This is a genomic window from Tardiphaga sp. 841_E9_N1_2 (assembly GCF_051811065.1).
Taxonomy (GTDB): Bacteria; Pseudomonadota; Alphaproteobacteria; order Rhizobiales; family Xanthobacteraceae; genus Tardiphaga; species Tardiphaga robiniae.
This window is the reverse complement of the sequence record NZ_JBPWQC010000004.1, coordinates 12527-37506: the sequence shown is the minus strand read 5'-3', so window position 1 is coordinate 37506 and position 24980 is coordinate 12527. Positions and strand designations below refer to the sequence as shown.

At 59.7% G+C, this 24980-nt stretch carries 29 protein-coding genes; 6 read left to right on the top strand and 23 right to left on the bottom strand.

What is annotated here, in order from left to right:
* Positions 1-197: 197 nt before the first annotated feature.
* From AB8A50_RS30765 to AB8A50_RS30755, 3 genes are read left to right on the top strand one after another with little or no spacing between them, the layout of a single operon-like run.
* On the top strand, positions 198-1175 hold the full coding sequence (locus AB8A50_RS30765) for a hypothetical protein (protein WP_439080157.1): 978 nt from the start codon (positions 198-200) through the stop codon (positions 1173-1175).
* A 44-nt stretch (positions 1176-1219) separates the two neighbouring features.
* A complete protein-coding gene (locus AB8A50_RS30760; RefSeq protein ID WP_439080156.1) occupies positions 1220-1873 on the top strand; it encodes a hypothetical protein in 654 nt (217 codons plus the stop codon).
* Complete coding sequence (locus tag AB8A50_RS30755) at positions 1870-2235, top strand: hypothetical protein (protein ID WP_439080154.1); 366 nt, start codon at positions 1870-1872, stop codon at positions 2233-2235. Before AB8A50_RS30760 ends, AB8A50_RS30755 begins: the two co-directional genes overlap by 4 nt.
* A 10-nt stretch (positions 2236-2245) precedes the next feature.
* Here the strand turns inward: AB8A50_RS30755 and AB8A50_RS30750 are convergent, their stop codons facing one another.
* The 5 genes from AB8A50_RS30750 to AB8A50_RS30730 all read right to left on the bottom strand — a co-directional run bounded on the left by AB8A50_RS30750 (position 2246) and on the right by AB8A50_RS30730 (position 5075).
* The gene (locus AB8A50_RS30750) at positions 2246-2875 is read right to left on the bottom strand and encodes a hypothetical protein (RefSeq protein WP_439080153.1); all 630 of its coding nucleotides are present in this window, start codon (positions 2873-2875) and stop codon (positions 2246-2248) included.
* 105 nt (positions 2876-2980) lie between these two features.
* Complete coding sequence (locus AB8A50_RS30745; protein ID WP_439080151.1) at positions 2981-3343, bottom strand: hypothetical protein; 363 nt, start codon at positions 3341-3343, stop codon at positions 2981-2983.
* A gap of 10 nt (positions 3344-3353) precedes the next feature.
* On the bottom strand, positions 3354-3974 hold the full coding sequence (locus AB8A50_RS30740; protein ID WP_439080150.1) for a 3TM-type holin: 621 nt from the start codon (positions 3972-3974) through the stop codon (positions 3354-3356).
* Positions 3975-3986: 12 nt separating this feature from the next.
* The gene (locus AB8A50_RS30735) at positions 3987-4934 is read right to left on the bottom strand and encodes a glycoside hydrolase family 19 protein (protein WP_439080149.1); all 948 of its coding nucleotides are present in this window, start codon (positions 4932-4934) and stop codon (positions 3987-3989) included.
* 3 nt (positions 4935-4937) lie between these two features.
* Positions 4938-5075, bottom strand: coding sequence for a hypothetical protein (locus tag AB8A50_RS30730; RefSeq protein ID WP_439080148.1), 138 nt, complete (start codon positions 5073-5075; stop codon positions 4938-4940).
* 99 nt (positions 5076-5174) lie between these two features.
* Between AB8A50_RS30730 and AB8A50_RS30725 the strand changes: the two genes are divergently transcribed.
* Both AB8A50_RS30725 and AB8A50_RS30720 read left to right on the top strand, forming a co-directional pair.
* Positions 5175-6230: an acyltransferase family protein gene (locus AB8A50_RS30725; protein ID WP_439080146.1), complete on the top strand. Its 1056-nt coding sequence runs from the start codon at positions 5175-5177 to the stop codon at positions 6228-6230.
* The gene (locus AB8A50_RS30720; RefSeq protein ID WP_439080145.1) at positions 6167-6538 is read left to right on the top strand and encodes a hypothetical protein; all 372 of its coding nucleotides are present in this window, start codon (positions 6167-6169) and stop codon (positions 6536-6538) included. Before AB8A50_RS30725 ends, AB8A50_RS30720 begins: the two co-directional genes overlap by 64 nt.
* Here AB8A50_RS30720 and AB8A50_RS30715 read toward each other — a convergent pair.
* Both AB8A50_RS30715 and AB8A50_RS30710 read right to left on the bottom strand, forming a co-directional pair.
* Entirely contained in the window at positions 6535-7542 is a 1008-nt protein-coding gene (locus AB8A50_RS30715) for a tail fiber protein (RefSeq protein ID WP_439080144.1), read from the bottom strand. The genes AB8A50_RS30720 and AB8A50_RS30715 overlap by 4 nt on opposite strands.
* Positions 7539-8246 (bottom strand): hypothetical protein, encoded by a 708-nt coding sequence (locus AB8A50_RS30710; protein ID WP_439080143.1) that lies wholly within the window; start codon positions 8244-8246, stop codon positions 7539-7541. Before AB8A50_RS30710 ends, AB8A50_RS30715 begins: the two co-directional genes overlap by 4 nt.
* Positions 8247-8248: 2 nt before the next feature.
* On the opposite strand from AB8A50_RS30710, the gene AB8A50_RS30705 reads away from it, so the two are divergent.
* Positions 8249-8446 (top strand): hypothetical protein, encoded by a 198-nt coding sequence (locus AB8A50_RS30705; RefSeq protein ID WP_439080142.1) that lies wholly within the window; start codon positions 8249-8251, stop codon positions 8444-8446.
* 237 nt (positions 8447-8683) lie between these two features.
* On the opposite strand, the gene AB8A50_RS30700 is transcribed toward AB8A50_RS30705, so the two are convergent.
* The 16 genes from AB8A50_RS30700 to AB8A50_RS30625 form a co-directional block, all read right to left on the bottom strand.
* Positions 8684-10693, bottom strand: a complete 2010-nt coding sequence (locus tag AB8A50_RS30700) for a hypothetical protein (RefSeq protein WP_439080140.1) — start codon at positions 10691-10693, stop codon at positions 8684-8686.
* Complete coding sequence (locus tag AB8A50_RS30695) at positions 10690-12138, bottom strand: hypothetical protein (RefSeq protein ID WP_439080139.1); 1449 nt, start codon at positions 12136-12138, stop codon at positions 10690-10692. Before AB8A50_RS30695 ends, AB8A50_RS30700 begins: the two co-directional genes overlap by 4 nt.
* A 1-nt stretch (position 12139) precedes the next feature.
* Positions 12140-13057 carry a tail fiber domain-containing protein gene (locus AB8A50_RS30690; protein WP_439080138.1) on the bottom strand — a complete coding sequence of 306 codons (918 nt, stop codon included), beginning with the start codon at positions 13055-13057 and terminating at the stop codon, positions 12140-12142.
* A 1-nt stretch (position 13058) separates the two neighbouring features.
* Positions 13059-13472 (bottom strand): hypothetical protein, encoded by a 414-nt coding sequence (locus tag AB8A50_RS30685; RefSeq protein ID WP_439080137.1) that lies wholly within the window; start codon positions 13470-13472, stop codon positions 13059-13061.
* Positions 13456-13755 (bottom strand): hypothetical protein, encoded by a 300-nt coding sequence (locus AB8A50_RS30680; RefSeq protein WP_439080136.1) that lies wholly within the window; start codon positions 13753-13755, stop codon positions 13456-13458. Before AB8A50_RS30680 ends, AB8A50_RS30685 begins: the two co-directional genes overlap by 17 nt.
* Entirely contained in the window at positions 13752-15221 is a 1470-nt protein-coding gene (locus AB8A50_RS30675) for a hypothetical protein (protein WP_439080135.1), read from the bottom strand. Before AB8A50_RS30675 ends, AB8A50_RS30680 begins: the two co-directional genes overlap by 4 nt.
* Positions 15221-15847 (bottom strand): phage adaptor protein, encoded by a 627-nt coding sequence (locus AB8A50_RS30670; RefSeq protein WP_439080134.1) that lies wholly within the window; start codon positions 15845-15847, stop codon positions 15221-15223. The genes AB8A50_RS30675 and AB8A50_RS30670 overlap by 1 nt, the downstream gene beginning before the upstream one ends.
* Positions 15848-15941: 94 nt before the next feature.
* The gene (locus tag AB8A50_RS30665) at positions 15942-16346 is read right to left on the bottom strand and encodes a hypothetical protein (RefSeq protein WP_439080133.1); all 405 of its coding nucleotides are present in this window, start codon (positions 16344-16346) and stop codon (positions 15942-15944) included.
* Between the two features lie 66 nt (positions 16347-16412).
* Positions 16413-17486, bottom strand: a complete 1074-nt coding sequence (locus AB8A50_RS30660; protein ID WP_439080132.1) for a N4-gp56 family major capsid protein — start codon at positions 17484-17486, stop codon at positions 16413-16415.
* A gap of 167 nt (positions 17487-17653) precedes the next feature.
* Positions 17654-18565, bottom strand: coding sequence for a hypothetical protein (locus tag AB8A50_RS30655; RefSeq protein WP_439080131.1), 912 nt, complete (start codon positions 18563-18565; stop codon positions 17654-17656).
* Positions 18566-18648: 83 nt separating this feature from the next.
* The gene (locus AB8A50_RS30650; RefSeq protein WP_439080130.1) at positions 18649-19422 is read right to left on the bottom strand and encodes a hypothetical protein; all 774 of its coding nucleotides are present in this window, start codon (positions 19420-19422) and stop codon (positions 18649-18651) included.
* Between the two features lie 3 nt (positions 19423-19425).
* Positions 19426-20463, bottom strand: a complete 1038-nt coding sequence (locus AB8A50_RS30645) for a hypothetical protein (RefSeq protein WP_439080129.1) — start codon at positions 20461-20463, stop codon at positions 19426-19428.
* Positions 20464-20730 (bottom strand): hypothetical protein, encoded by a 267-nt coding sequence (locus AB8A50_RS30640; RefSeq protein ID WP_439080128.1) that lies wholly within the window; start codon positions 20728-20730, stop codon positions 20464-20466. It abuts the gene before it with no gap.
* Positions 20731-20739: 9 nt separating this feature from the next.
* A complete protein-coding gene (locus tag AB8A50_RS30635) occupies positions 20740-21165 on the bottom strand; it encodes a hypothetical protein (RefSeq protein WP_439080127.1) in 426 nt (141 codons plus the stop codon).
* Between the two features lies 1 nt (position 21166).
* On the bottom strand, positions 21167-23329 hold the full coding sequence (locus AB8A50_RS30630) for a portal protein (protein WP_439080126.1): 2163 nt from the start codon (positions 23327-23329) through the stop codon (positions 21167-21169).
* Complete coding sequence (locus AB8A50_RS30625) at positions 23314-24828, bottom strand: terminase (protein ID WP_439080125.1); 1515 nt, start codon at positions 24826-24828, stop codon at positions 23314-23316. The genes AB8A50_RS30630 and AB8A50_RS30625 overlap by 16 nt, the downstream gene beginning before the upstream one ends.
* Positions 24829-24980: the final 152 nt, after the last annotated feature.

The following is a 24980-nucleotide window of genomic DNA, read 5'->3' as shown; positions in this document are numbered from 1 at the left end:
ATGATTTCAGATAGTTGGCAGCGGTCCCGAGAGGTCGCAAATTTCACCGCCACAGGTACCGCCACAAGTGCGGTGCACGCTTCGTTCGCTGTTGATTCAGGGGACGCGTTCTCATTCGCGTGGAATGGAACTCCGTACAACCTTATATAGGTGTGGGGGGAATGAGTCGCGATTCGCGACACAGACCTAGAGGACAAATGAAACAGACGAGCAGCAATCCGACGCGGCGTTTCTGGTCTACTGTAAGCGACGAACAACTGGTCAATCTCGATCTTGAGATCGACAATCCCCAAACCCTTCCCGGCATGGTGCAGGAGGTCCCCGCGGACTTCAAGGATGCCCATGTCGAGTTCAAATATGACCTCCGGGGCCAGGAAGTCGAAGAGTTCTCGTGCGTCCACGGCCACCACAAGCACAAGGCCGGCTTCGTGATGAAGCTTGGCGATCTCCGTTTTATGGTCGGGCACATCTGCGCGAAGTCGATCTACAACGAGGACTTCGACCAGTACGTGGCCGACATCGATGCCGCGATCATCCGTAGAGACGCCCTGAGGCGGGTTCGTGAATTGAAAGACGCCGTGGCGCCGTTTTCAGCGTGGCTGGCTGAAGTCGGACAGTCCGACATCTTCAAGCATTGGTCGAAGCTGCGAGGCCAGATCGATAGCCACATGATGTGGATATTCGACAGCCTGACGGCCATTGCCCACCTTGATCCGAGGATCACAGGCGCACCCTTGCCAAAGACACTCTGCAGCGCAGGCGCAGCTCCGCGTGAGGCTTTTGACCAAGTTATTGCTGAAGTGGCAAAGATCACCGGGCTTATATCGCAGGAGCCCGAAAGGGCTGCAGGTATCATCGGTGCGCTACGATCCCGCATGGAGAAGGCGGCAAGTCGGGTTGAAACGATTCTGCAGCAACTCCAAGAGATCGAACTCTTCTTCCAGCCGTCGACGCTGGCAGTCATTTGCAAGTACGCAAATGCGGAGGACAATCCCCGCCGTCGCACATATTCCAGCGGCCTGCTCTCGATCACCGTAAAGAACGATAAAGGCTACAAAACACATATCCTCATGCCTAAGGGGTTCGCCATGCCGAGCCGCCGGCCGATCGAGGCGTTCCGAGCAGCGGTATCGGGCGTAAAGAGCGAACCAATTCGAAAAGCGAGAGCGGGCTGATGGGAGAGGCAAAGCGAAAACGCGCGGCCATAGGAGAGCAGCCGATGGTGTATCACCACACCAGTACGCTCCGTACAAACCTGATCTGGATGTCGGGCGTCATCGAGCTTGAGGGCAAAGAGCAGCCCGCACAGCATCCTCACCTTGGCAAGGTTCTGACCAACACGTCACTCCGTCGCGAAGCCAAGGATTTCCCCGCGCTCGCCTGGTTCACCCGCCAAGTTTCAACGCCGAATTGTCTGATGAAGGCCTCGATCTTCTATCTGGACGAAAACGGCATTCAGCGTTCACTCGATATGTCTCGCGACATGGTCAACGTCTATGCCCTTCACCGGATGGCGCTTGGTTTCCCCATAGCGGACATTGCTGTCACTCATTGGCCGGATCACCCCGGCTACGATACACCCGAAGGTCGCGATCTGAACGAGTCCGCCATCGAGGCCGGTGATGATCCCGCCGACTGGTACGTTTCGGAGACGCCCGTCGACGTCCTGCGGTCAACGCAGATTTGGTGCACGCGCAGCATGCTGAAGCCAAAGCTGGAGCGTTGGGACTGGTACCTGAAGGACGTGCACAACATGGTGCAGATGTGCCGCAAGCAGTCCGCCTACATCCCACCTTCGTGGATGAAGCAGGAGGACGCCCATATGCTTTGTCGGATGCTTGGATATCCAACGATATCGGGAGCTGCCAGATGACTGAAATACGTCTGGATCGCGATGTCATCGTTCGGATCGTAGCCCAGGTGCTGCGCGATGATTTCAAGATGTTGCCGGCGAAAGCGAACGAGGCCGCTGATGATATCGGTCGTCGTCTGCTTACCTCGCTGCCGACACCTGCCGTAACCGGGCTCAATGGGGCTCGCCTGATCCGCCAGCATGTCTCGATTGACTTCATCGAGGCTTACAAATCGGATGAACGGACAAGCGGGATGAGCGCTCGTAAGGCCTGGGACCTCGTCTATAAAATGGCGGAACATCTGCCACCGGTCCTGTCTGACGATGCAGCGTCCCCGTCGTACTACTTTCCAGCAGAACTGGAACGCAAGTCCGGTGAATAATAGTCAGCCGTCACCCCGCGACGCGGTACCGGGCATGCCGGTTGGTGTATTCCACCTCACGCCATCCCCGGCCGCGCGTGCTGGGATTCCAGACGAACACCCGTGAGCCTTCGACGCGCGAGACGATGGCTACATGCCCTCCCCCGCGCCTGTCAGTGACCGCCACGGCGCCCGGGACCGGTTGAGCGACACGGACACCCCAACGATCGTAGGAATGCGCCAGCGCGCTCCCGGTGCCCTTGATGCCGCGCTCAGCGAGTGCCGCTCCGACGTTCACAGCGCAGATCAGCCGGCCCGCGATGTACCGGGCGGGACGGGAGACGCTGTAGCCGACGTCAGGCGACGGGACACCGAAGGAGCTGATTTCCTTCGAACCCGAAACCACCGACTTGTGCCCGCGCCTATTGGCTTTATGGGTGATTTCCTTCCGCGGCTTTTCGCGCTTCATCGTTACCCGGATCGACGTGACGCGGCGACCATCGGTCGTTTGCCAGATGCCCGGGTTTAGCCCGGGCATGCCGCAAACCGGTGCCATAACGGTACCGGTTTCGACACAGGGGGCTTGCCGGCGTTGCTTCGCTTCAGCAGAGGTGATGAGAAATGCGCACAGCAAAACGCACGCCGAGAACAGGCGGATCATTGAGTTTCCTTTGGTTGTGATGCAGAAATTCGGGGCTGAGGATTGATCCCAAAATCGCCCTAGGCAGGTCCGGCGCTCATGGATTCGGTTGAGCGTCGGGCCCTTTTATTTGGCTTGGTGCGATGGCGCCGGAAGGCGGCTTTCAAGCAGCCGATCGAGACGCTGCGTGATGCCCTTCAGATCCTCGCGCAGGTCGTCGAACTGAGCCTCGTGACGCACGATGTGCTCTTTGAGGTCGTCGTGGTTGACGAACTCCTTTTCGGCATAGCGCTGGAAGGTCGATAATTCCGCTTGGAGCCCGTCGATCTTTAAGTTGGCCTGCACGCCGCGCAGCCCGGCAGCGCTCGCCTCTGTTTTCGCTTCAGTGATCTGGCGCTGCATGTTCATCCAGAAGGCTGCGAATGCGATCGAGCAGGATACGGCACCAAAACCGGCACCCACCGCCGCCCATGCCAGGCCATTGTCCATTGACCTGCCTTCACTTCTTCTTCGTCACTGCGGCGACAACGCTCGCGACAACGCCCGTCTTCGCCGGAACGCCCGTGATCGCGGTCTGTCGCTCGTTGGATCCGGTCCAGACGTGCACGCCGAGCACGCCGAACCGAGCGCCCCACCACACCGTCAGAATGCTTGCCGACGCTACCAACTCGTTGATCTTGCCGTTGATGATGCACCAGCAGATCAGCGCCGCCCAAAACGGACACTCAGCCGTCAGTTCGTAGGCCATGATGGTCCGCCAGTTGCCCCACCAGCCATCGGGACGCGCCGCAGAGGCCGAGGCTTCCGCCCGGATCGACTCGTTCACGGCATCGACCTGAGCCTTGCCGACGTCGGCTTCAGCCTTCGCCAGCTCGGTCAGGTAGCCGTACTGAGCCATGATCTTTTGATCGGCCGCAGACAGCGCGGCTTGCACAATAGCTGGATCACCGGTCGCCACAGCCGTGCTGACCGCCTCCGGCGTCGGTTCGACCCCGAGCGCCATTGCAATGGTATTGCCGACGAGCCCGCCGATCGCGCCGCCCATGGGTCCACCGAGAATAGTTCCGATAGCCGGGGCGCCGGATCGTGCGAGCGTGCCGGCGAGGTCTTTCCAATCCATTATGTTGCTCCGTTAGAACCAGTTGCGAATGACGGCCGCTTTCTTGCGGGCAATGATGATCGTGAGAACGATGACCGCGACGACGGCAACACCGATCAGTGCGTAGGCGACGCCGGACGTCATGAAGGGCTTGTCAGCAACCTGCGTGCTGGTCTTGGTCCCCTCGTTGACGCCAGCAGCACCGCCGGCCGCGCCTGCAGCCGTGCGCGCGTTGCGCTCCTTCTTGGTGGCGGCCTTGACCACTTCTTTGGGAGGGGTCGGCGTCGACGGGCCACCTGGCAGGGTCTTCACCTTGGCCGCGGCAGTCGTGGCCAGCGCCAGGCGCGAGATGATCGGATTGTTGCCGGCCAGCAAGCTCTGTCGATCGGCCATGCCGTTCGTGCCACCGTTCCAGAGTTTGACGAGGCCCGTGAAGTCGCCGACGTCCGCCTTCGGGTTCAGGTTCTTCCACGTCCAGAACGCCGCGCAGATCTCCGGCTGCAGTGCGAGCTGCGAAACGGATTCGGGTGTCGAAACAGCCAGGATGCCGGATTTCTTTTCACAGGCCGCGTAGCCGTCCCTGCCTGTCCATTGAGGACCACCCCGGCCGATGTAGGTCGACCCGTCCGACGTCCCGGGCCGGTTGCCCATCCGGTTGCCGTAGATGTCGTCAAAAGCCTTCTTTTGCCAGCCTGGCGCCGTGCCGTACTTGGCTCGAACTGCAGCCGCATTTTTGAAACGGTTCGGCCAGACCTGGGCCATCCGCTCTGCGGTGTAGTTGATGTTCTCGGTCAGGTTCGGGATCGTGAACCCACCGCACTCGTGCTCGATGTTGGCCGTGAAGTAGGCGAGCCGCTGGCGGGTCTCAGTGATACCGGCAGCGTCGAGCACATACTGTTTGCTGGCGAGCGCGTCGATGACGGCCTGCGGCGCGCGCGGGAGCAGATCCCGCCACGCCTCTCGTGTGACCTGGACCGCCATGGCTCAGAACCACCGCGCGCCGGTGAAGAATGCTCCGACCACGGCCACAATGCCGACGATCAGCGCACCCTTTGGACGCGCGCGTATCTGAGAGGCAATCCATTCGAGCGGCGCCGACAGTTTATCAAAGAAGGCCTTCATATCGATTCTCCATAAAAAAAGCCGCCCGGGATGGGCGGCGGCCAAAGACTTCACAACCTCAAGATTTAAGTGCTAACTACTCCGACACTCGGAGACCTCATGCGGAACTTTGCTGGCATTCAGATGATGCGCGGATTGGCCGCGTTGAGCGTTGTGGTCGTTCACGCTGTCTCAGTGAGACCGGGTATGGGCTTCAGTGACGCAACGATCAAAGGCGCTCAATTCTTACAGATGGGTGTGGACGTCTTTTTCGTCATATCCGGCTTTATCATTGCACTAACGGCATCCCGGATAGGCATCCGCGAAGGACGCGCTGGCACTATCGACTTCACTATCAAACGCGTAGTTAGGATTTATCCGATTTATTGGGTGGTGCTATTTGCAGCAGTTATCAGTTCCCGATGGATAGCAGTTGGTCCGCCCACGCTTCCGCAAGAACTGACCCTCGATACCGTTTTCCTCACAACTGCCGCAAACTGGTACGTCACTCCAGCTTGGACCCTTTACTTCGAAGTTAACTTCTATTTAGGCGTTGCCTTGGTGCTCATGGTCTTCCCGCGCTACGTACTCGAAGCCACCTTCGCCGCCGTTTGCATTCTTGCCTTCGCGACTATCTCGCCTTTCCCACGGTTGCCGGGCATCATGTCAAGTCCGCTGACCCTAGAGTTCGGTTTCGGCGTGGCAATCGCACTACTCGTCGCTCGCTGCAACGCTAGGGGTTTTGGCTTAGCCAGCATGTTTGCAGGTGGAGTTCTGCTCACCGTCGGCTCGTATGAAGTTCTTGCAAGGCCTGCCTCTGAAGCATTGCGCGTGGCAACATACGGCGTCGGTGCAGCTTTTCTTATTTATGGCGTCGTCGTGACTGAACTCAAGGGCGCTCGCTTCCCACGGTCGCTTCAATACCTTGGGAACATTTCCTATTCGCTGTATGTCTGGCATCTGCTTATTTTGACTTGGCTCAGCACCACTGTCGAAGTCCTTATCAATTTCGTACCTGGCCCGTTCCAGATCGTCGCATGGATACTGATTACAATTATCGCCGCGTCGATCTCTCACGAGTTTATTGAAAAACCAACCGTCAAGGCGGCACGATGGATCAGTTATCGCAAGAAGACAGACCAAGAATCCACCCCACGGGCAGCAAAAGCCATCTGATCGAAGATGAATTTATATCGCAGCGAGCGTGGTCGCCTTTACAGCTATTTGTTGCGAAGGTCGGCATCGTCGCGGGAGCGATCCTGCTAGTGGTGTTCGTTACGTTTGCATACCTAACGGCGGCAATCGATACTCGCCTTGAGGCATTTAGAGGAGGTCCAGCATTCTGGGTCACCGTTGAGCAGCGGTTGCACAAAATGGCCGACGAACCGGACATGCCAGCCGAAAAGAAAGAAGCTATCCTCAAGTCACTCAGGAAACTTTCAGCAAAGTACCGCCCGTATATAGACGCACTCAACGGGCATTAGATGATGCGAATTATGTAATTGGTGATGATAGTGGGTGGGACGGTTCTTGCCGGAGCGCTGTTTTGGCCGGGCATGGCAGTGCCGGTAAAGCTTGTATTGTGCGCCCAGGTCGTCGCGTCAATAAAGGGAATGGAGCCTAGAATGGCAGCTCCAGATCCAGTGCCCGCGGGCAAGAGTGTTGTGCTGCTGCCTGCGAAAAACGAAGTACCACCATTGACCGAACTGATGCTCACCCCCACCGTGCCCGATGGCGTCTGCGGAGGAAGATTAGTAGCGACCAGCGTGTGACTCTCGTTTCCGCCAACCGCCCCCAGCTGCGTTGAATTGCCGCCGAAGTAGCTCGATGTCAGCAGTGAAGCCGACGCCTCCACCATCGCAGAGATGCGCCCCTGCTTGTTCGGCATGTTGAAGGTCGTCGAACCATCGCCGGAACCGTACCGCGTGCCCCACTTTAGAAAGAGGCCCGCATAGGTTGTCCGGCTGAGCGCCTGTCCCAACGGAAATGCGAAGGCGCTATTGGGTGCGACAGTGTCCCAATATTCGATGCCGGCTCCAAGCGGGATGCTGAAGGGGTTCACCAGCGCGCCGCCCTGCAGGTACCATGCCGAGTCCGTGTTGTTGTAGAGCGCCACATAGGGCGTGCCCTGGATCAGCGTGTTTGTCGGCAGGTCGCCATTGGGGGCGTAGCGCAAAGGCTTTGCGCCCTGCCCGTCAACGTTCAGCGTCGGAGCCAAGGCATTGCCCGTGTGCGGCGTGAACGCGATCATGGCGCCGTCCAGATGCGCCAGGGAGTCGTAGCCCTGAAACGTGGCGACGCTGTAAGCCGAACTGGTTCCGCCGGTGACGATCGCACCGGCAATGTCGTCGCGATATTTTGCCGTTGCGGCCATCATGCCGCGCGTGCCGTCGTTCAGCGCACCCGGGTTCATGCCCTCAGGGAAAGGACAGGTGCTGTCCGCGGTCCCGTTGGTTGCGGCCGTGCGGCTCCATTTCCAAAGTGTCATCGAGATCCCCTAAAAAAAGAACCCCGGGTTTGAGCCGGGGCCTGAAGTCGGATGCGTGGTCGAGGTGGCAAGAGAAGCGGCGCTTGTTGCTGTGCGGTATCGTCGGGAGGTGGACCGAAACCCATGAACCGAGGGCGTTCGGGCTCTTCAGTGGCCACGTCCGGCGGAATGGGGATGCTGTCCGCGGATCCCGGCGTGGCTGGGATCGGCCCGGCCATGGACAGCGCCATGGGCGCCGCCGCCGGTGCTTCGCCGCCGCCACCCATCTTGCGATCTGCCCACGCCTTGAGATCGGCCGCTGACATGTCCTTGAGGAAGGGATTGGCCTCAACGACCTTAGGTCCGAGCACTGCACCGGCCGGCGTCGTAGGATCTGCGTTCAGGATTCCTATTGCGCCCTGTGGCCCCGCAAAGTGCGCCAGGTACGTTGTCCCCGGCGTGACTGAGAGGCCGGCACCGGAAAGAACGCCACCATTGTCCGCCGCGAGTGCACCTGTCATTTCTTTCGACAGGACAGGATCACTCTTCAGGGCTATGATCTCATCCCGCGATTTGCCTTGGATCAGGTCGGGGCGATGTTTTGAAAGAATGTTCAGCCAAGTTGAATCAATAAACTGCCCAGCACCTCCCGCCGACGATCGCGGATTGCGGGCGTTGGGATTGCCGCCGCTTTCGACGTTAACAATCTGATCGACGAGTGCCATTTATGTCTGATCCCGTAGCTGCAATCATGGTTGGTCAGTGGTCCATACTCACCGAACAGGGCGGGGACGGTTTGTTTCTTCTCAGCTTCGAATTTAGCGACAAGCCGCCTATCAATCTGGCGATGTCGCGTGCCGCCGCAGAAATATTCGCTCAGTCTCTTCTCGACGAAGTAACCAAGCCGCCCGCTACCATCAATTGAGGCCGACGTTGTTCAAATCTCGCCTATTCCAGTGGTTCATGTACGCGTGCCAAGCCGGCATCGTCGGCTTGCTGGTTTACGTCGACCACCGCGACGCTGCCGCGGCTGGCAAAATATCTCAGCCCGGCATTGCGTTCTTCTGTGGTGTGCTGATGGCAGCCGCCTTTACAGGCCTCGTCGTCTTTCTGCAGGACATGACCGCGAAAACGAGACGAGCGATCGGACGTCTTCGTGGATCTACTTTCGCGCCTGGGCTAAACTATTCGGCGCCAGCGAAAGAGGCAAAGAGCCCGACACTTTTGAAGAGTTCAGCGCCCGTTTCTCGGCGAGTCCGCTCATAATTTCGATCAGCTTGTGCATGTCGTCTCCCTTCGTCGTAAGGAGATCGGCGATGCCTTCCCTTGTATGCGACAAGCCCTGATTGCGAACATAGTTGAGACCGCCACGCGCGCCAGCATGGACAAGGCCTGTCATCGACGTGCTCAGGGCATGACCTGACGACGTCTCTGCCGTATCCTTCACAAGCTCGCCGCGAACAGCAGTTCGAGAGTTGTCCGCGACCTTGCCCTTGATGGTCTGAAACTGTGTTTCGGCCGCAAGTCGCTTCTCGATCTCGGTCAGCACGTCCTTGCCGAAGATGGCTTCGATCTTTTGGCCGTTCTGCGTGGTGTCCAGGAAGCGACGAGCTGCGGCGCCGTCATTGCGGGCCGTATCAATGACCCGCTCGATCTCGCGGCGCATCTGCGCTTTTGCCATGGTCTGCTCCGGCAGGGTCATATCCGCAATACGTGCGGCGAACTCTTCCGGCAGCAGATTGTTCTGGAACGCCTTGCGGCCAACCTCCCCGGCTTCACGGACCTCGAACTTCGTCGATGACAGCTTGCGGGCCAGCGCATATTCCCCATTAGTGACCTGGTCGAGATAATCGGTCAGAGCCTTCTTGGCATCCATCAAGCCGCCAAGATCCGCCTTCTCTTTGCCATTGAGAGTTTCGAGCCCGCCCTTCTCCATCCGCGCGTTGATGCGGTGATCGATCGATTTCTTGACGTAGTCCCAATACTGCAGGCTGGGCTTTACCCCGTCGTCGGCCATCTTCCCGAGATTGACGGTTTCTTCGCCGTAGTTTTTGGCCAGTGAAACGGCATCCTTCATGCCCTGACGGATCACGGGGCGTTCCGCGAGCGTCGCCAGTGCGTCATCCCAGACGACCGGATGCTGCGACATGACCTGCTTGTATTGCGGTGTCGCGAGAGCATCGACGACCTGATCGACGCGCTTCTGCGTTTCAACAATATTCGGACTTGGACCGACGAATTTGTCGAGCGTGTCCTTGATGCGCTCAGCCGTCTTCTCGCCAAACTGACCGGTTCGCTGCTCGACTGCGTCCAATACGGTGTTTTGACCGCGACCGGGTTGAGCCGCGATGGCCTCAGCGCGCCCACCCATTTGCCGGCCCATATCGAGCAGCATTGCGTCGTCACCGAGTTCGGCCGCTCGTGCTCGGGCGGTCGCTGGCGTCAGTGCGTCGTCTCCAATGCTTTGCGACACTCGCCGCACGGCGCCCGGTGAAATGTTCGGCTGATTAAGAATGCCGCCGATCTCGTCAGCGGCCGACTTTGTCGCCAGATAGTTCGCGCCGCCGGCAATGGCTTTTCCACTCAAAATGCCGCCGACACCGCCCGCGAGTGCGCCACCGATGCGCGCAGGCCCTTCCCATGGCGTGCCCTCCGCATATTGGCCCGCCGCCTCAGAGGCGACGCCAGGTGCAACGGCATAGGTCAGCATCTTGCGAGCAATGCCGCCGGGTCCTGCCAAGGCCATTGGCGCAAATTCGCCAACCGTCTCTGCATATTTTCCGGCCGTCGTCTTCGGCTCATAGAACTTGCCGGTGACGCCTTCAACAGCCCCTTGGATGGCGTCGGGCTTCAGTACATCGGCCGGGCCGGGCTTGCCTACGGGTACTTCCGCCAGCCCCAATTTCCGATTGATCGGGTTTGTCAGATACTCGTCGCGCATCTCGCCCAGCCATGAACCAGCAAGACCGGGCAAACCAGCCAGGCCAATGGTACCCTTGACGGTGCCGATACCCGCCGACTTGGCCACATCGATGCCAGTATCAATCGCGGGCGAACTAGCTTCCTGCTGAGGCGGGAACGCCGCATTCAGCGCGCCCTCGATTGTCGCGGCGTCGGTCCCATCGGGAAAATGCGCGGTGCCGCCGTCCGGCGTCTGAACTTTGATTGTCATCGCACGGGCACCAACTTGCCGTTCTGCATCATGTAGTTTCCGCCCGCTTTGGGCTGAACAGCCGAAGCCGGCGGCGTTGCGGATGCCGCAGTCGGAGCTTTCCATTCGTCGAAGGTGCCAAAATCGGGGATGACATGGGTTTCATTCATCCGGTTGTCCTTCGCGATGTTCCGATACATGCCAGCATCCTGATCGAACATTCCTTTGTAGGATTGGATACGACTGCGGGCTTCCTGCATGATGTCCTGACGAAGTTGCGGCGTCAGCCGACCGGTGCTCTCGATCTGAGACTTCACCTCGGCCTGGAGCCGCTGTGGGATCGTCGCAATGGCCTGGGCCATCGTCATTTCGGATTCGCGAACGACCGAACCGGGATCCATGATCTTGCCGAGTCCATAGATCATGTTGAGATCGGCCGCGCGATTATCTCGGCCAGCGGCATCGGCCATCGACTTATAGACGGGCGCCGCCTGCGAAAGGTTTTTGTAGGATGGGAGCCCCTGGATCTCCTGACGCAGCGACGTCATCGATTTGCCGTCCGCTGGCAGGGTATCGCTGATCACGCGCTCGGTATTCTTTTCGCGCCAGAGCTTGGGATCCACGCCATTCGGCGCGGCAGGCACGGCCGAATTTGCGGCTGCTGCTGGAGCTGCGCTTGCCACCGGCTGCCCGGGCGTTGTGGTTTTGGTCTGCGGGTCGATCCAGCCATACTGTTCGTTGCCGAACTGATCCTTGCCGATCACGCCATGCGTCGGCTTCAGCGCCGACAATCCTTCAGGAACAAACGGCTTGCCGTCGGCGCCCACGAACCACGGCAGCCCTTCAGGCAAACCAGCCTGCGTCTTCTCAGCAGCGGAGAGCCCGCGGACCTGAGGCTTGAACAGCGAACCGGCAACGCTCGACAGAAGGGCGGGATTAGCCGACACCGCGCGCGCCATTTCGGGATCAAGGCCCTTCTTGATCAGCGCCTGCTGCGTGAGGTTCTGATTGCCCTGCTTGCGATCGGCGTCGACGCCGGTCATAGCCGCCTGCAATCCCTTACCGATGCCACCCTGCGCGATGCCCGCGCCGAGCGAGATCAGCATGTTGGAATTGCGCGACAGACCGTCCGAGATCCGGTCACCGACGCCGGGCGCTTCAGGTGCGGGTGGCGGCGGTGCCAAGCTCAACGGCGCCTGCATGATCCCGGCGGTTGGCTGGGCAGCGCGCGGGAGCGACGCTCCATCGGTCTGCGGAGCACCAACAGGGCCTGCAGGCCACTGAGCGGTATCGAGCGGGCTTGGCTGGTTAGGCTCGGCAACAGGCTGCTGTACGGGCTGCAACTGCTGTGGCGGGAACAGACCCGGCTGAAGCTGGAGCATCGCCGGATCAATCTGGCGATTCAACAGGCCGGCGACGCCCTCGAAGTTGCGCGGGTCAAAATAGCTCGAGAGAAAGTCGACCATCTCATGCGCTCCTGTTCAGCAGACCGGTTGCACCCTTGCCCGACCCGAGCAGCCAACCGCCCGAGCCGAAACCGCCCGTGGCGCCCAGCAGCCCAAGGCCACCGGTCAGGCCACCGATGAGCGTGTTCAACAGCGGCTGCTGCGACGTCGTCGTTTGCGAAGAGTTCGTCGTCCCGAAGGCCTGAGCCACTGGCGAAATGGTGCCCAGTAGCCCCGAAAGGGCCTGCATCGGAATGCCGCGCTTTTGGGCCTCGATCGCAAGCAACTGGTTCGCGCCGGAATCGCGCGCCTGCAATGCGGACGATCCGACGTCGATGCCGGCGGTCTTGTTCGTCAGATCCTGCTGGTTGGTGCCGTTCAGCAACCCGTAAGTCGTGTTGCCGGCGCCGTAGAGCGAGCTCGCAGCTCCAAGGGCGCGGTCGGTATCCGCGTTGAACTGCTGCGCTATGACCGGCGCCGTGCCCTGGGCGATGCCGCGACCCAGCGTCTGGGTGTTCATGCCGGACATATCGCGACCGGCCGCCGCGAACTGGCCATTCACCTGGTTGGTGACATCGTCCGTGATTGTCTGCAGCTGATCCTTCAACGCCGTGTTGTTGCCGATCTGCGAACCGTTGGCATACTTTCCGAGCAAGCCCTGGTAATCGCCCAGATTGGCCCGAATATTTGCATCGTTGCTCTTGGCGCCGCCACCACCCAGGAGGTTGGTCGCGAGATCAGTGATCTGCCCCGTGAACGGGTTGCCCGCCTTGGCGTTGTTGGTCAACGTGTCGAGAGCGCCTGTCTCTGTCGACGTCAGATCGGTGTTACCAACCTGCCCGTTGAGCTTCGCGAGCAAGGCATCCAGCGAACCCTGCGCTGGTGCGTAAGGCGTCGCTTGCGACGTGCTATTCGTCGTTTGCTTGGACTCACCGGGCATATCAGTTCAGCCTTTTCTCAAGAGCAACCCACTCAAGGTCGTAATCGTCGAATATCTCAGCCCATGCGATGCGACCGCGGATGCGCATCGCGACGCATTCAGTCTCGTTTGCGTAGTTCTCGATTGGCATCAGAGCGCTCTTCCATGAACCGGCTGCGCTGCCACCACAGGCAATGACCGTGCAGACCGTGCCGCGCGGTACGATGGTCAATTGCGTGATCGCGGCTGCTTTCAGGTCGCCGTCGCTCGTCAGGACCCACAGCAGCATCTCGCCGCTGAACACATCGTCCTTGATCGCTTTCAGCGTCCAGTCGCCGCACCGCCGGACTGCACGTTCAATCCAGCGCTCGACGTGAGACCACATCTCCGGGACGCGCTCGGGAGACACGCAAAGCGTTTCAACCGATGCAGGCATAGCCAAAGGTCCGGTCTGTCTGAGCATTGCTGGCGTGGGTGATCGTGAAAGTCCCATTCCCCACGGCGCTGACAAAGGTGGTTGCAAGAGCCGCGGCGGCGTTAGCCGTCTTTGGCGTCAACTGCACCTGGCTTCCGGCACCGCAGTTTTGCGCTGCGACCGTCGTTGTCGTCTGGCTGGCCCGCAGCGTGCATGTGGCACCGACGTTCAAGCGTCCCTGCTCCAGCTGCTGAATTGCCGTGTTGATCTTTCGCTGGTCTTTCTCGTCGGTCGAAATCGTCATCGCTTGCCCTCAAGGACGATGTCGGCTTCGACACCCGCAACAAACGTCCACGGCTGCGGCGGTATGCGGACCTTTGCGCGCGAATACCGGGTCGAGATCAGAAAGTTGCATTTCCCAGAGAGAGCGTTGATCAGGCTTTCGACACCGGCCACTGCTGCGGCCTGCTGCGTCTCTCGCTTCGACGCCGAGCCGTACACCGTGACGGCGTCAGTCACCGGGCGAAACCCGCGAACCTTCATGCGGCGCCCGTCGGTGCCCTGTTCTGACGTTTCGAGTGTCGCTTCCAAGTTCTGACCACGGAAGAAGCTCAGCATGTTGCCGTCATTGAACGCAGCTATCTCGGGCGTGGTGGCCGGCGAGAAATCATCGAGCGAGATCGTCATGGCGTCGATCGACGGATAGATCGCATCCAGGCCCTCTAGCGTCAGGCCGGGTTGCGCCATCTGCAGCAAGTACTGGCCGATGACCTTGATCGGCGTGAACTTGTCGAGCACCCAATCGTAGCAAATGATCTTGTCGAACCGGTTGGCGACACCGTTCACGCTCTTGTACGCCCAGAACACCCGCGAGTTACGCGGATCTGCCGCACCCATGAACAGCTGGAGATTGCCGCGGTCCAGATCGGCAAAGAATGTCCGGTCGACACGCTCACGGCCGATCGGCACCGGATAGCCACCCGGATCGATGCGATGGAAGCCCTGCGTCGAGAAGAAGAAGATGCGTTCGCCAGCACGGATAAGGCTGTTTGGCCCGAAGATGCCTTTGTCCTGCGCGATGCGCTCGATCTGGAAGATGACCGGCGAACCCGGGACATAGGTCATCCGGCGGATCGACTGATCCTGAAACACGACACCGGTTTCGCCGCCGGCCACACCGCGACAGATACCACCGTCCGGCAAATCCTGAAAATCGGACGAGTTGATTCCGGCGGTCCAGCTATTCGCGCCATTCACGTCATTGAGGCCGGACCACTGGATTCGGTACGCGTTGGCCAGCAGACCCGTCAGAACGACGAACCGCCCGACGATGTCGATATAGCGCGCCTGCGGCGGGTTGCCAGCCAAATCGGCGAAGGCGCTTGATGCGACGATATTGTAGACCTGCGGCGCGACGTTCGCCTGAACCGCGATCACCAGATTATTGAACTGGACGAAGCGCCACTGATCGCCGCTGGAAACCGACGAATACGGCCCGCCACCCTTCGAGATCGTCGACCATGTGTAAGCCGAGTTGTCGAACAGCTTCAGTTCGGTCGCCGTCGCCGCAAAGATAGAGATAGAGCCGTCCGTTTTGTACGCCACAAAGGCGCCGCGACACTGCGCGCCAAGCGAGGCCGATAGGGCCAGGAGATCCGGGAACGGCCCGTAGCCATCCGCGCGCGGCACAACATTCAGCACATTGCGGGACGTCGTTGACTGGTAGTCGGAGACATCCGGCTTCCATTCCCCGAACGGTGTGATGGGCATCAGAAGTCCGTCCCCTGCAGGACGCCCGTCGAAGTGCGCGACGATGTCTCACGGCGCAGCGCTTCGAGCAGAACCGGGATCTTGGACTGCATCCGCGCGGCGTTTTCGTCGTCCTCGATCAGATCGAGATAAAGCAGCATCTTCGCGTGTGTGCGGATCAGCTCTTCCGCGTCATCCGTCCACGCATTGGTGTCATCGTCGGCGGGATACGGCAGCTTGTAAAAGCAGTGCATCCGCATCTGAAATACGGCGTTGGGCGTCGGCCACAGCCGAATAGCCTGATCGATGTAGGTGAACGAGGTCGGCTTGCCACCGCCGGTCGATCCACCCTCCAGAAACTCGAAGTCGCCGGGCTCATACCGATCTAGCGGATAGATCGACTGGTTCTGCGGCAGGAAGATTGCATCGATCCGAACGATGTTCGGGATGATATCAAGCGCCGCGGCGCCGTACTCGACCTGCCCGGGAACAGTGTTGAAGGTCTTGGTGCGGGTCGTGTTGAACCAGAAGCGCTCACGCTGATGGTACTTTATGGCGTCGCCGATGACGTCGGCGATCTGGCTTGTCAGGTCGTCGCGCGTCAGATCGCTCGCGATCCGGGCTTTCAGTTGCGCCAGCGTTCCCATCTTGCACCTTCACGATTTGAGCAGCCGGAGGCGGCAGCTGTTCGTCGAGAACAACCGCCGCGCCCGCGTAGTGAAGCCAGTTGTCGATTGACACTTACTGGTCGTTGTCAGGGATGTAGGCGATGACGATGATGCCGGAGCCCGTCGTGGCACCAGTCGTCGAAACGACCTTCGCTTGGACTTTGGTGTCCGTAGCCACCAGCAGCGTCACGACCTCGTCGAGAGGAACGAACGCGATGGCCCCGAGCGGCAAGACAGTCGCCCAGAGGTCAGTTCCGGCATCGGTCGACGGGCCGATATCCAGGGTATTGGTCGTGGCGCCGTTGAAGACCTGATTGACCATTGCGCCGGAGAGCGGCTTCAACAGAAGCGCGCCGGCCGGCAAGGTGCCGATGTCGATGGTCTTGCCATTGTCGGCAAAGGTGAAGCGCTTACGCAGGTAGTGAACGCACTGATAGGGAAGCTGGCGAGCAGTGCTGCCGGGGGTTCCGGTTGCCATGTCGATAATCCTTATGATGATAGGGGAAGAGACCCGCGAGACAGGATGCCTCGCGGGCTATCGGCCTTAGCCGTGTGCCGCTGCGTAGGTGGTCGCAACGATGGTGCCGAAGTCCTCGCCGTTGAAGACGGTCTTCTTCAGGCCCCAGATGGTCTGCGCCGACACGCCAAGCTCACGCTCGTAGTCGAACAGCTCTTCCACCCACTTGTAGTTCACGCCCTCGCTGAACTCCTTGCCGAACGCCAGGGCGCCGGCCTGAGCACCGCAGAAGACCGCGCGGCGGGTGTTGGTCTGCACAACACCGGCATTCGAGATGCCGTTGGTGACACGATTGGCCTTGTGCAGGATCGTGTTGTTGTACTCGCCGAGAGCGCCGGTATAGATCGGGCTCTTGCTGCCAGCACCGCCAGCCAGCGCAGCCTTCTGAATATCCAGCCACTGGCCGTTATTCGTATTGGTGCGCAGGTCGGTCACCTGGAAGTCGTGCAAGAACATGAGGAACTTGTTCTCGCCATTCACCTTGATTGGGCGAATGAGCGGGCTGGCAACGCCGGCCTTTTCGACGCAGGTATCGATGATCCCGAGGGTCATGACCTTCGTATTGTCGCCGTTCACGGTCGCGTCGTCGACGCCGACGGTGCGCACGATACGGTTAGCCGAAGGCGCCGTGATCGTGTTGTTGCCGGCATATCGCATGTCCGTCTGCAGTGAGTAACCGCAGAGATGGTTGAACATGGCGGTGTCGAAGCGATCGGAGAACCAGTCCTTCAGACCGTCCTTGGCTTCGCCGCGAAGCGGGAAAGGAACGCGCTGGGCATCGATCGTGTTCTTGTTGCGAACACGAACGGCGTGGGCCAACTCGTTGATCATCAGCTTGTCGCTGTAGGTGCTCAGGCTCTCTTCGTTACCGACAAGAGTCTGATTCTCGGTTACGCCGTCGCCGTTCAGCTTCAGACGCAGGCCGAATGTCACGGAATCGCCGGCCGCAGTCGACGTCTCGTTCTTCATGTGGATCATGTTCGAGGCGCCCTCGCCCATGAACTTGCCGAAGTAGGTTTCCTTGATCGCTTCAGCAGAGAGCTTCTTGGCCCAAAGCTTGTTGGAGAGTGAATCGTTCACTCCATAGGTGGTCGTTGACATTTTGCATGTCTCCAAAGATGTGAAAATCGGGGGTGATGGGGGTTGCTCGCGTAACGCTGCGGGCTCGCGCATCACCGAAATTCACGTCTTCGGTGCAGGACGTGGCGCTTAACGACCGCCGGTCGAATGCAGATCTAGGCTCTGCGGGCCTTCGTCCTGAACGGCTGTTAGCCGCCCATCAGTCGCTTGGCCTTAGCCGGATGCTTGTTGCACCAGGCTTCGAACTCGTCGTTGGGCAGCTTCAGCAGCATCTCACCGGTCATCTCGGCGTCGCCGCTGTTGCCGCCCGTATTGGAAAGGGTCTTATTGGCGTTTTGACCGCGCTCGATCGTGTCGAGCTTGTCGGCCGCGTCATTCTTCTTGTTCGGATCCGCCTTCACGTATCCGCGCTGCTGAGCCAGCCCATAGATGATTTCAGCCGGGCTTTTCTTTCGCGCGAATGCGATCTGGGCAATCTGGATCTCTTCGTTTTCCAGCGCCTGCTGCAGCGCCACCTGATCGTCATAACCAAGCGCAATCAATTCCTGCGCGCGGCTGTTCAGAAGGTGGTTGTATGCAGCCCGATAGTCCGGCGTCTTCGCCTCAAAGGCCGCCGCGTCGCTCTTGTAAGTCGAGATCAGCGCGGTTTGTTCGCCGGCTGCTTTCTCTGCAGCTTCCTTGTCGTCTAGACGCTTCGCCAGCTGTTCAACGGTTTCGCCAGTCTTCTTGGCGTAACCGAAGATGTCAGTTTCAGGTGTCAGCGGCTGTTGCTCTTCCTGGGCCGGAGCACTCAGCTTGTCGATGATCGAGAACTTGCCGCGCAACTCCGCTAGTTGCTCATTGAGCTTCCGGTTCTCCGCGTCCCGCTCTTTCCGCTTGCTGCGCTCTTCGTGAAGAGCCGCAAGCGAAACCATCTGTTCGACTTTTTCCTTGTTCTCGCCGTCCTTGCCTTCGCCGGATTTGTCGGCGCCTTCCGTTCCGCCCGTGCCATCGCCGCCCTTATCGGCGCTTGGGATCTCGCTGTTGCCGCCGGATTCAAAGAACGCGTTCTCTTCCGGTGTAAGCGTCGGGCCGAGATCGATCGTGTTGGTGTCTGACATTTATGGTGCCTCGATCGGGGTTACTGCCGACCACAGAAGACGCGCAACGCCGCGTCAGTGCGAAACCGGGTCAACCCGGTATTTCAAGCCAAGAGCAGGAGGATTTCGGCTTCCTGCTTGCGCCGCTTTGCAATCGCGGCCTGCTCCTGGCCGTCCTGTTGCTGGGCCATGGCCTGATCGGCCAGAGCCCTGAAATCGAATGGTTGCGGTTTTGCCACCGGCACTGGCTGCCGCGGCTGGATCAGCGGGCGCGACTGCCTGACAACAGGCGGCGGCACCTTGCGCGTGATCGCGTCTAGCTGCCTGAGCCGCTGCACTTCCTCAAGATAATGGCCGATGCCGCCATAAACCTGGTCGTATTCGCCACCCGTGCGCCGTAGCTCGGAGTATCCGGGTGTGATGACGTAGGCGCCACCGCCCGCCAACATGACCAGGTGCGTAATGGTGGGCGAACCGGTGATGACATAGGAGCCGGAGACACCAGCTAATCGGGTTGCCAGACTGACCTGGCCACCGGCCAGCACATACGAACCGCCCTGTAGGACGAAGTTGCTCTTCCAGTTTACCGGTTGCCCGGTGATCACATACGAGCCAGCAGCGGCATTGAGCGCAGATCGCAACCCGACCGCGTTGCCCGTAATCGTGTACGAGCCCGCAGCGGCGACTTCCCGCGCCGCAAATCCGACCGCCGACCCCGTTATTGTGTAGGAACCGGCCTGTGCAGCAACCTTCCCTCTGCCGACGGTCGCGTTGCCGGTGATCGCATATGCACCGGCATTCGCGATCAGATAGGTGACGTTGGCCGCGGGGAATCCTAGTTGTCCGAGAGACAGTCGGCCCAGCGCGTCAAAAAACATGGACTACGAATCCCGCCCGCGACGATCGATCCAACCGTATGCCGTGATGAAAATGCTTGTTGAGGCACCTTGAGCCACGGCCTGAACCTGCGCCGACGTGTTGGTGCGAACGTCAAGCGTATTAGTGGTGACGCCACTTGATGAGTTAGAAGTTTGGTTCGTCGTCGGCGTGTTGAACGCAATGGTACCCTCATCGGGAGATGCGATGAGGAAAGAACTACTCACACCGTTGGACCTTATCCGGGCAGTGACCTTTACCCCGGGCGGGACGCGCAACGTGTACAGCTTGGGAGTTGTGCCGAGCGTATTATCGTTCACGTCGTTCGTGAGAGACCCGACGCCCCATAGAAATTCGTCCCCAAATTGCGAGAACAACAGCCAATTACTCGATCCGTCTGTGCGTATCGAACCGACGCGCCGGAACATTGTGTAGTTTGTTGGAAGCGTCGGAGATGTTGCGCTTGCAGACACGAGGATATCTGCAACTCCGGTATCAGGGCGCTTGATCAAGAATACGTGGTACCAGGTGTTGGCGGAAGCCGTGCCGGTATCCATCCCGCCATTGCCGGAGCCTATAGCCCAGATCGTGTTGGTCTTGGTGTAGGCACTAGTCAACGCCAGCATGTCGACGTTGGTGCTGTCGGTTGCGACGCCGGCCGCGATGCCAAATGACGCAGAACTACCCGCAGTAGAAAGCGTTAATCCGGCGAGATACGACCTCATAAGAGTAGGCGTCATCAGATCATCAGGCCCAGGCGTAATCCCGACCTGAGGAACAGAGCTAAACGCGACCTTCGAACCAGTTGAGGAGTAGTCGATCGTGGATCGGGCGAGCGTGCTGGTGCCGCTATTCCAAACGCCGTAACCCCGCTCATACTCCGAGAGCGACGCATTTTCAGCGCGATAGCGGTAGGTCGCGCCATTGACCAAGACGCCAGACGCGTTGCGATAGCCCGAAACCGCCCCGGACGAGACAAAATCGCCCGTTCCCGTCGACGTCGCATTGAAGCGGATGCCGTCGGCGAGCGTGGTGGCGACCATTTATTCGGCAGCCGTCTTGCTGATGAGCGAGTCGCCTTCACGAAACAGTCGCGAGATGCGTCCGATCTCGTTGTTCAGATCGTAAAGCGGCGCCTCCAGCGCCTTGATCTTTTCATCGATAGGATAGGTTTTCACCTCGATAGCCCGAGCCTTGGCCAGCAGCGCGTCCCGTTCTTCACGGATCGGCGTCGTCTCGGCAACGATGGCGTCGCGCTCCGCAAGTGCTTCAACGAAACGCTGGCGCAGCAGATCGTTTGTATTGGCCATGGTCAGTCCTCAAACCAGCGTGAACAAGCCACCGACCTGATCCAGGTCGACAGTGAAACTGTTGCCGTTCGTGATGGTGATCGACGTGCCGTAGTCCCAATACGCAATCAGCGGATCGGCCGGGCTCGTCGGCGTATCGTTGTAGAGCACCGCATACCGGAACGGCCCGAAGGAGCCGCCGGACCCGGTGAAAGTCACGTCGGCGACAACCAACTTGAACGTGCCTGAGGCCTGCGCGCCGGACGAGAAGACGGCTTGCGTACCGCCCGCGGCATAACCGTTACCGGCCGTGATCTCGGTAATATCCGTCTTCACGGCATTGGTCGCCACCGGCGCCGTGTTGGTCAGCATGATCTTCAGCGTGTCGCTGTTGACGTTATGGACCTTCTTGCAAAGGTCTTCGACAAACTGATTGAACTTGGTGTAGGTCGCCATCTCAGTTCATCCTGCCTTGTAGTTGCATGGGCGCCACGCCGATGACCTCTCCGCTCGCATCGCGGATCAGCTGCTTCGGCGCATTGAGCGATTCCGCCAGCATCCGCATCCCGTTCTGCATCTCGGCCAGCATCGACATGACCAGCGCAGTCCCATCGTTGCCGCTGGCAACGGGCACGCCATCAGGCCCGGCCACCGTCGGCGCGTTCAGCATGTTGGTGACGTTTTCAGCCTGAGCCGTGCGCAGCTTGATCTGGGCTTCCGCGTCCGCCTTGCGGTTCATGTTCGCAATGTCGGCGTCGGTCTTCTTGTTCTGCCGCTCGATCTCGGCTGCAGTCTTCGCGTCTTCGCGCGCCTGCTCTGCCTTGGCCTGTTCTGCGGCCGGGTCCGAACCGTTCTGGCTCTTCTCAAGACTGTCCGAGATGTCCTTCTGAGCCGATGTCGGCAACGGCGAGTATTTGAGCAGCGCCAGCCACGTCGCAGGCGGCAGCATCTTGCCGATTACCGGCAGGATCTGCTGCAACATCGCCCATGTGGCTTCCTTCTGATTTGCAGCGGACGGCGCCTCGTCGACGATGACGTCATACTTGGCGCTACCTTCCTGCTTCACCAGCGGGACATATTGCTCCTGATCCTTGCCGACGATCCTGATCAGCCGGCCATCGCTCAGGTAGTTCTCGATCAAATAGAGCAGCAGACGCCCCTGCTCTTTCCGATACCGTCGCAGGCTGTCGAAGAACGACTGCAGGATGGTCATTGCCGACTGCTTGCGCTGCAGATCTAGGCTTGCCGCCTGTCCGGCGCCCGACTGCATGCCCAGCAACTCGACATTCACACCGGAGACATCCCGGATGGAGCCGATGGCAAATTCCATGAGCTGAAACGACGATGCCGGGAATTGCGACTGTGGCTTCTGCATCCACTTCGGAGCAGCGCCGGACAGAGCGCCAGTTTTAAGGAACGTGACCTGGTCGTTTTTGGCCCAACTCGCTTCACCGTCGGCGTCGTTCTCGAAGAACGCGCCACGTTCGGCGCCAATGCCGCCTTTCGACGACGTATTCATGATGTGCATTGTCTGCATCATCCACTTATTCGCCCAGCGCTGCGGATCCTTCATCGCGCGCACGAGGCCGAACCAGATATTCTTGTTACGATCGCGCTTGCCCGTGATGCATTTGAACGAGAAGTGATCCTTGCAGGGCGCGTCGCCTACTTCGAGCAATTCGTTGCCCAGATAGGCCTGCTTGTAGACCTTGCGCGTCTGCTGTGTGAACCGCAGCTGCACCCCGGCAATCTTCGCCTTCTTCTTCAGGTCTTCGAACTCGTCCTTTTCGAGCGTCAGGAGGTTCTGTGGATTTGTCGGATCAAGAACCAGCCATACCGGCACGCGTTCCCACCACTGCGCACGAACCATCGTGACGCACTTGTCGGAGTCGCTGACCTCTGTGCCGTCCTTGTTGTAGGTCTTGTTGTCGTTGTGGTGCGGCTCGCGCTCGCTGCCCTTCCCGTCGACCCATGTCGCGTTGTAATCGGCATCCTCGAACGGGTTATCCGGGTCACCGGGGCACAGCGCGCGGGCTTCCTCGATCGGAATATCGCGCTTGATGTGGAACACCCGGCGCATATCGACCAGATTTCGCTTCTTGGCCGTCGAGTCCCAAACCATTTCCAGCGGATCGGTGCGCTCGACCATCGGAGCGCCGTCCGGCTCGTCTTCATAGTCCAGGCGGGTCTCGGTCCAGCCCATGCCGCAAACGACGGTGTCACGGAAGGCGTCGGATTCTTCGTCTTCGGCGTCGCACTGGTCGCGGAACCATTTGGCCGCGGCGGTCAGCACTTCGTTGACCTGAACGTCACCCTGTTCGCGCGGGATATACTGCACAGTCTGACGGTTCGCGACTTCCGAGCCGGCGACGCTGTCGATCACCGGGCCGATGCGATTCATGATCACGATCGGGCGGTTCATATCCCGCAGCTTGGCTTTGTCCGTCTCGTCGAGCTGGTGACCGGCCTCGAAATCGAAGTCTTCGCGCGCTTCCTTGCGCCAGTCGCCCTGCTTTTCGTAGTCCGTGCCAAACCACGCCTTCAGCCGTTTTGCCAGCGCCTCGTGATCCTGAAGGGCCTCAGCCCCATCGTTCTCGCGGGTCGCTACGCTGACTGCCAAGAGCCGCCTCCACTATTTGATCTGCTGCTGTAGCGTTGACGCGGCTGGACGATTGTCGGCTCGACATAGCCCTGCGCGAAGTTGCGGAACGCGTCGGCGCCGTTCGATGCCCAATTGTGATATGGCTTGTCCCGGAAGCAGGCCCGGTCCTCGTCCCATTCCTTGCGGTAGTTCCGAAGGCACTTCAGGCCCTGCTCACAGCGCACCGGATCAATCAGGGACTGGCCCATCATCCGGCGGGTGGCGTTGATACCGTCGTTGACGTTCGACACCCGCGGTACGCGCTCAGGATTAATCCCAAGGCCGATCAAGGTATCGAATACGCTCTTGCCGTTATTCAGCTGGTTGTTGGTGACGTCGTGCGGAAAATAATGCGCACCGAACGTGAAACCGTGCTGGGACTTGCGCTTGTTGATCTCGTTCACGTAGTGCGAGATTTCGTAGCCGTTGTTTTCGTAGTAATCGATCCAGCGAATTTCCCGGCCCACAACCTGGATTAGCCAGACGCTGTTGGTGTCGTTCCAACCCAAGTCCCAGGACGTCATGACCGGAATGCCGGTGTCGATCGGCAAGCGGGTCAGCCGCCTGTCCATTTCCATCCTCGTCAGGTGGTCGCTGTAGTAAGCGCCCTCGATCGCGGCTTCGAATGCCTCGTCGGGAGTTGATGGAAACTCCCGCTTCATGTCGCCTTGCTGTTGCTCGGCTTTCTTGACGTACCAGGCCTGCTGATCAGGCGTCAGATTGACGCCCAAGCCCTTCAGCTTGGCGAAATACTCCGCATATGACGGTGTGATCTCGACGGCGCCGGCAGCCAGCGAATACTTCCGGTCTTCCCACCACGGCGAGAAGTGAAACTTGAAATCCATCGGCGTGAGCTTGTCGCCGGTGTTCTTCCGGGTCCGCGCCGCCTGGCAGATCTCGAAGAAATGCCCGTCCTGACCTTCCGCCGTGCTCTCGATGAAGACGATCTGGTCCTTGTCGACCGTGTTCAGCGCACCCGATTTGACCTCTCGAGCCTTGTCCGGGAATTTCGCGCAGATTTTCCCGTATTCCGAGACGTGCAGATATTGCAGCGTGCCCGATCGCAGCGAGGTGCTGACACGCACACCCGAGTTGTTGGCCAGCAGAAGCTCGGTTGTGTTATCGTTCAGCGGCGGGACGATGCCCTTGATGCCCTCCGGCAGGTTGTCATACGGGAACCTGATCTTGTCCCGGAAGATGACCTGAGCGTCAGGCAGCGTGTGCGCAATTGTGCCGGCCCGGACGTCGCTGTTGAAAACGCAGGCATCCAGCATGAAGAGCTGAATGAACGTGGTGAAGCCGCGCTGGCGAGCCTTCAGGATCACGTTCAGATTGTGCATCTCGTCGAACAGCTGCCGCTGCGCGTCGTGCATGTTGAATGTTACGCGCCGGCCGTGCTCGTCCGTGATGATGTAGAGGTTATTCAGGCGCCACAGTTGGTCGGAGAATTGGTCAACCACCTTGGCGAACTCGGCCACGTCAGATGCGACCCCGCTTCTTTAGCTCCATCACCGTCCAGATGATGAGCCGGATCATCGACCGCGCTCCGAACCGCTCGTCCTTGAACGGGTAAGCGGCGTCCAATTCCGTGACCAATGCATCGCATTCATCCACGGGGGCTTTCGCCGGC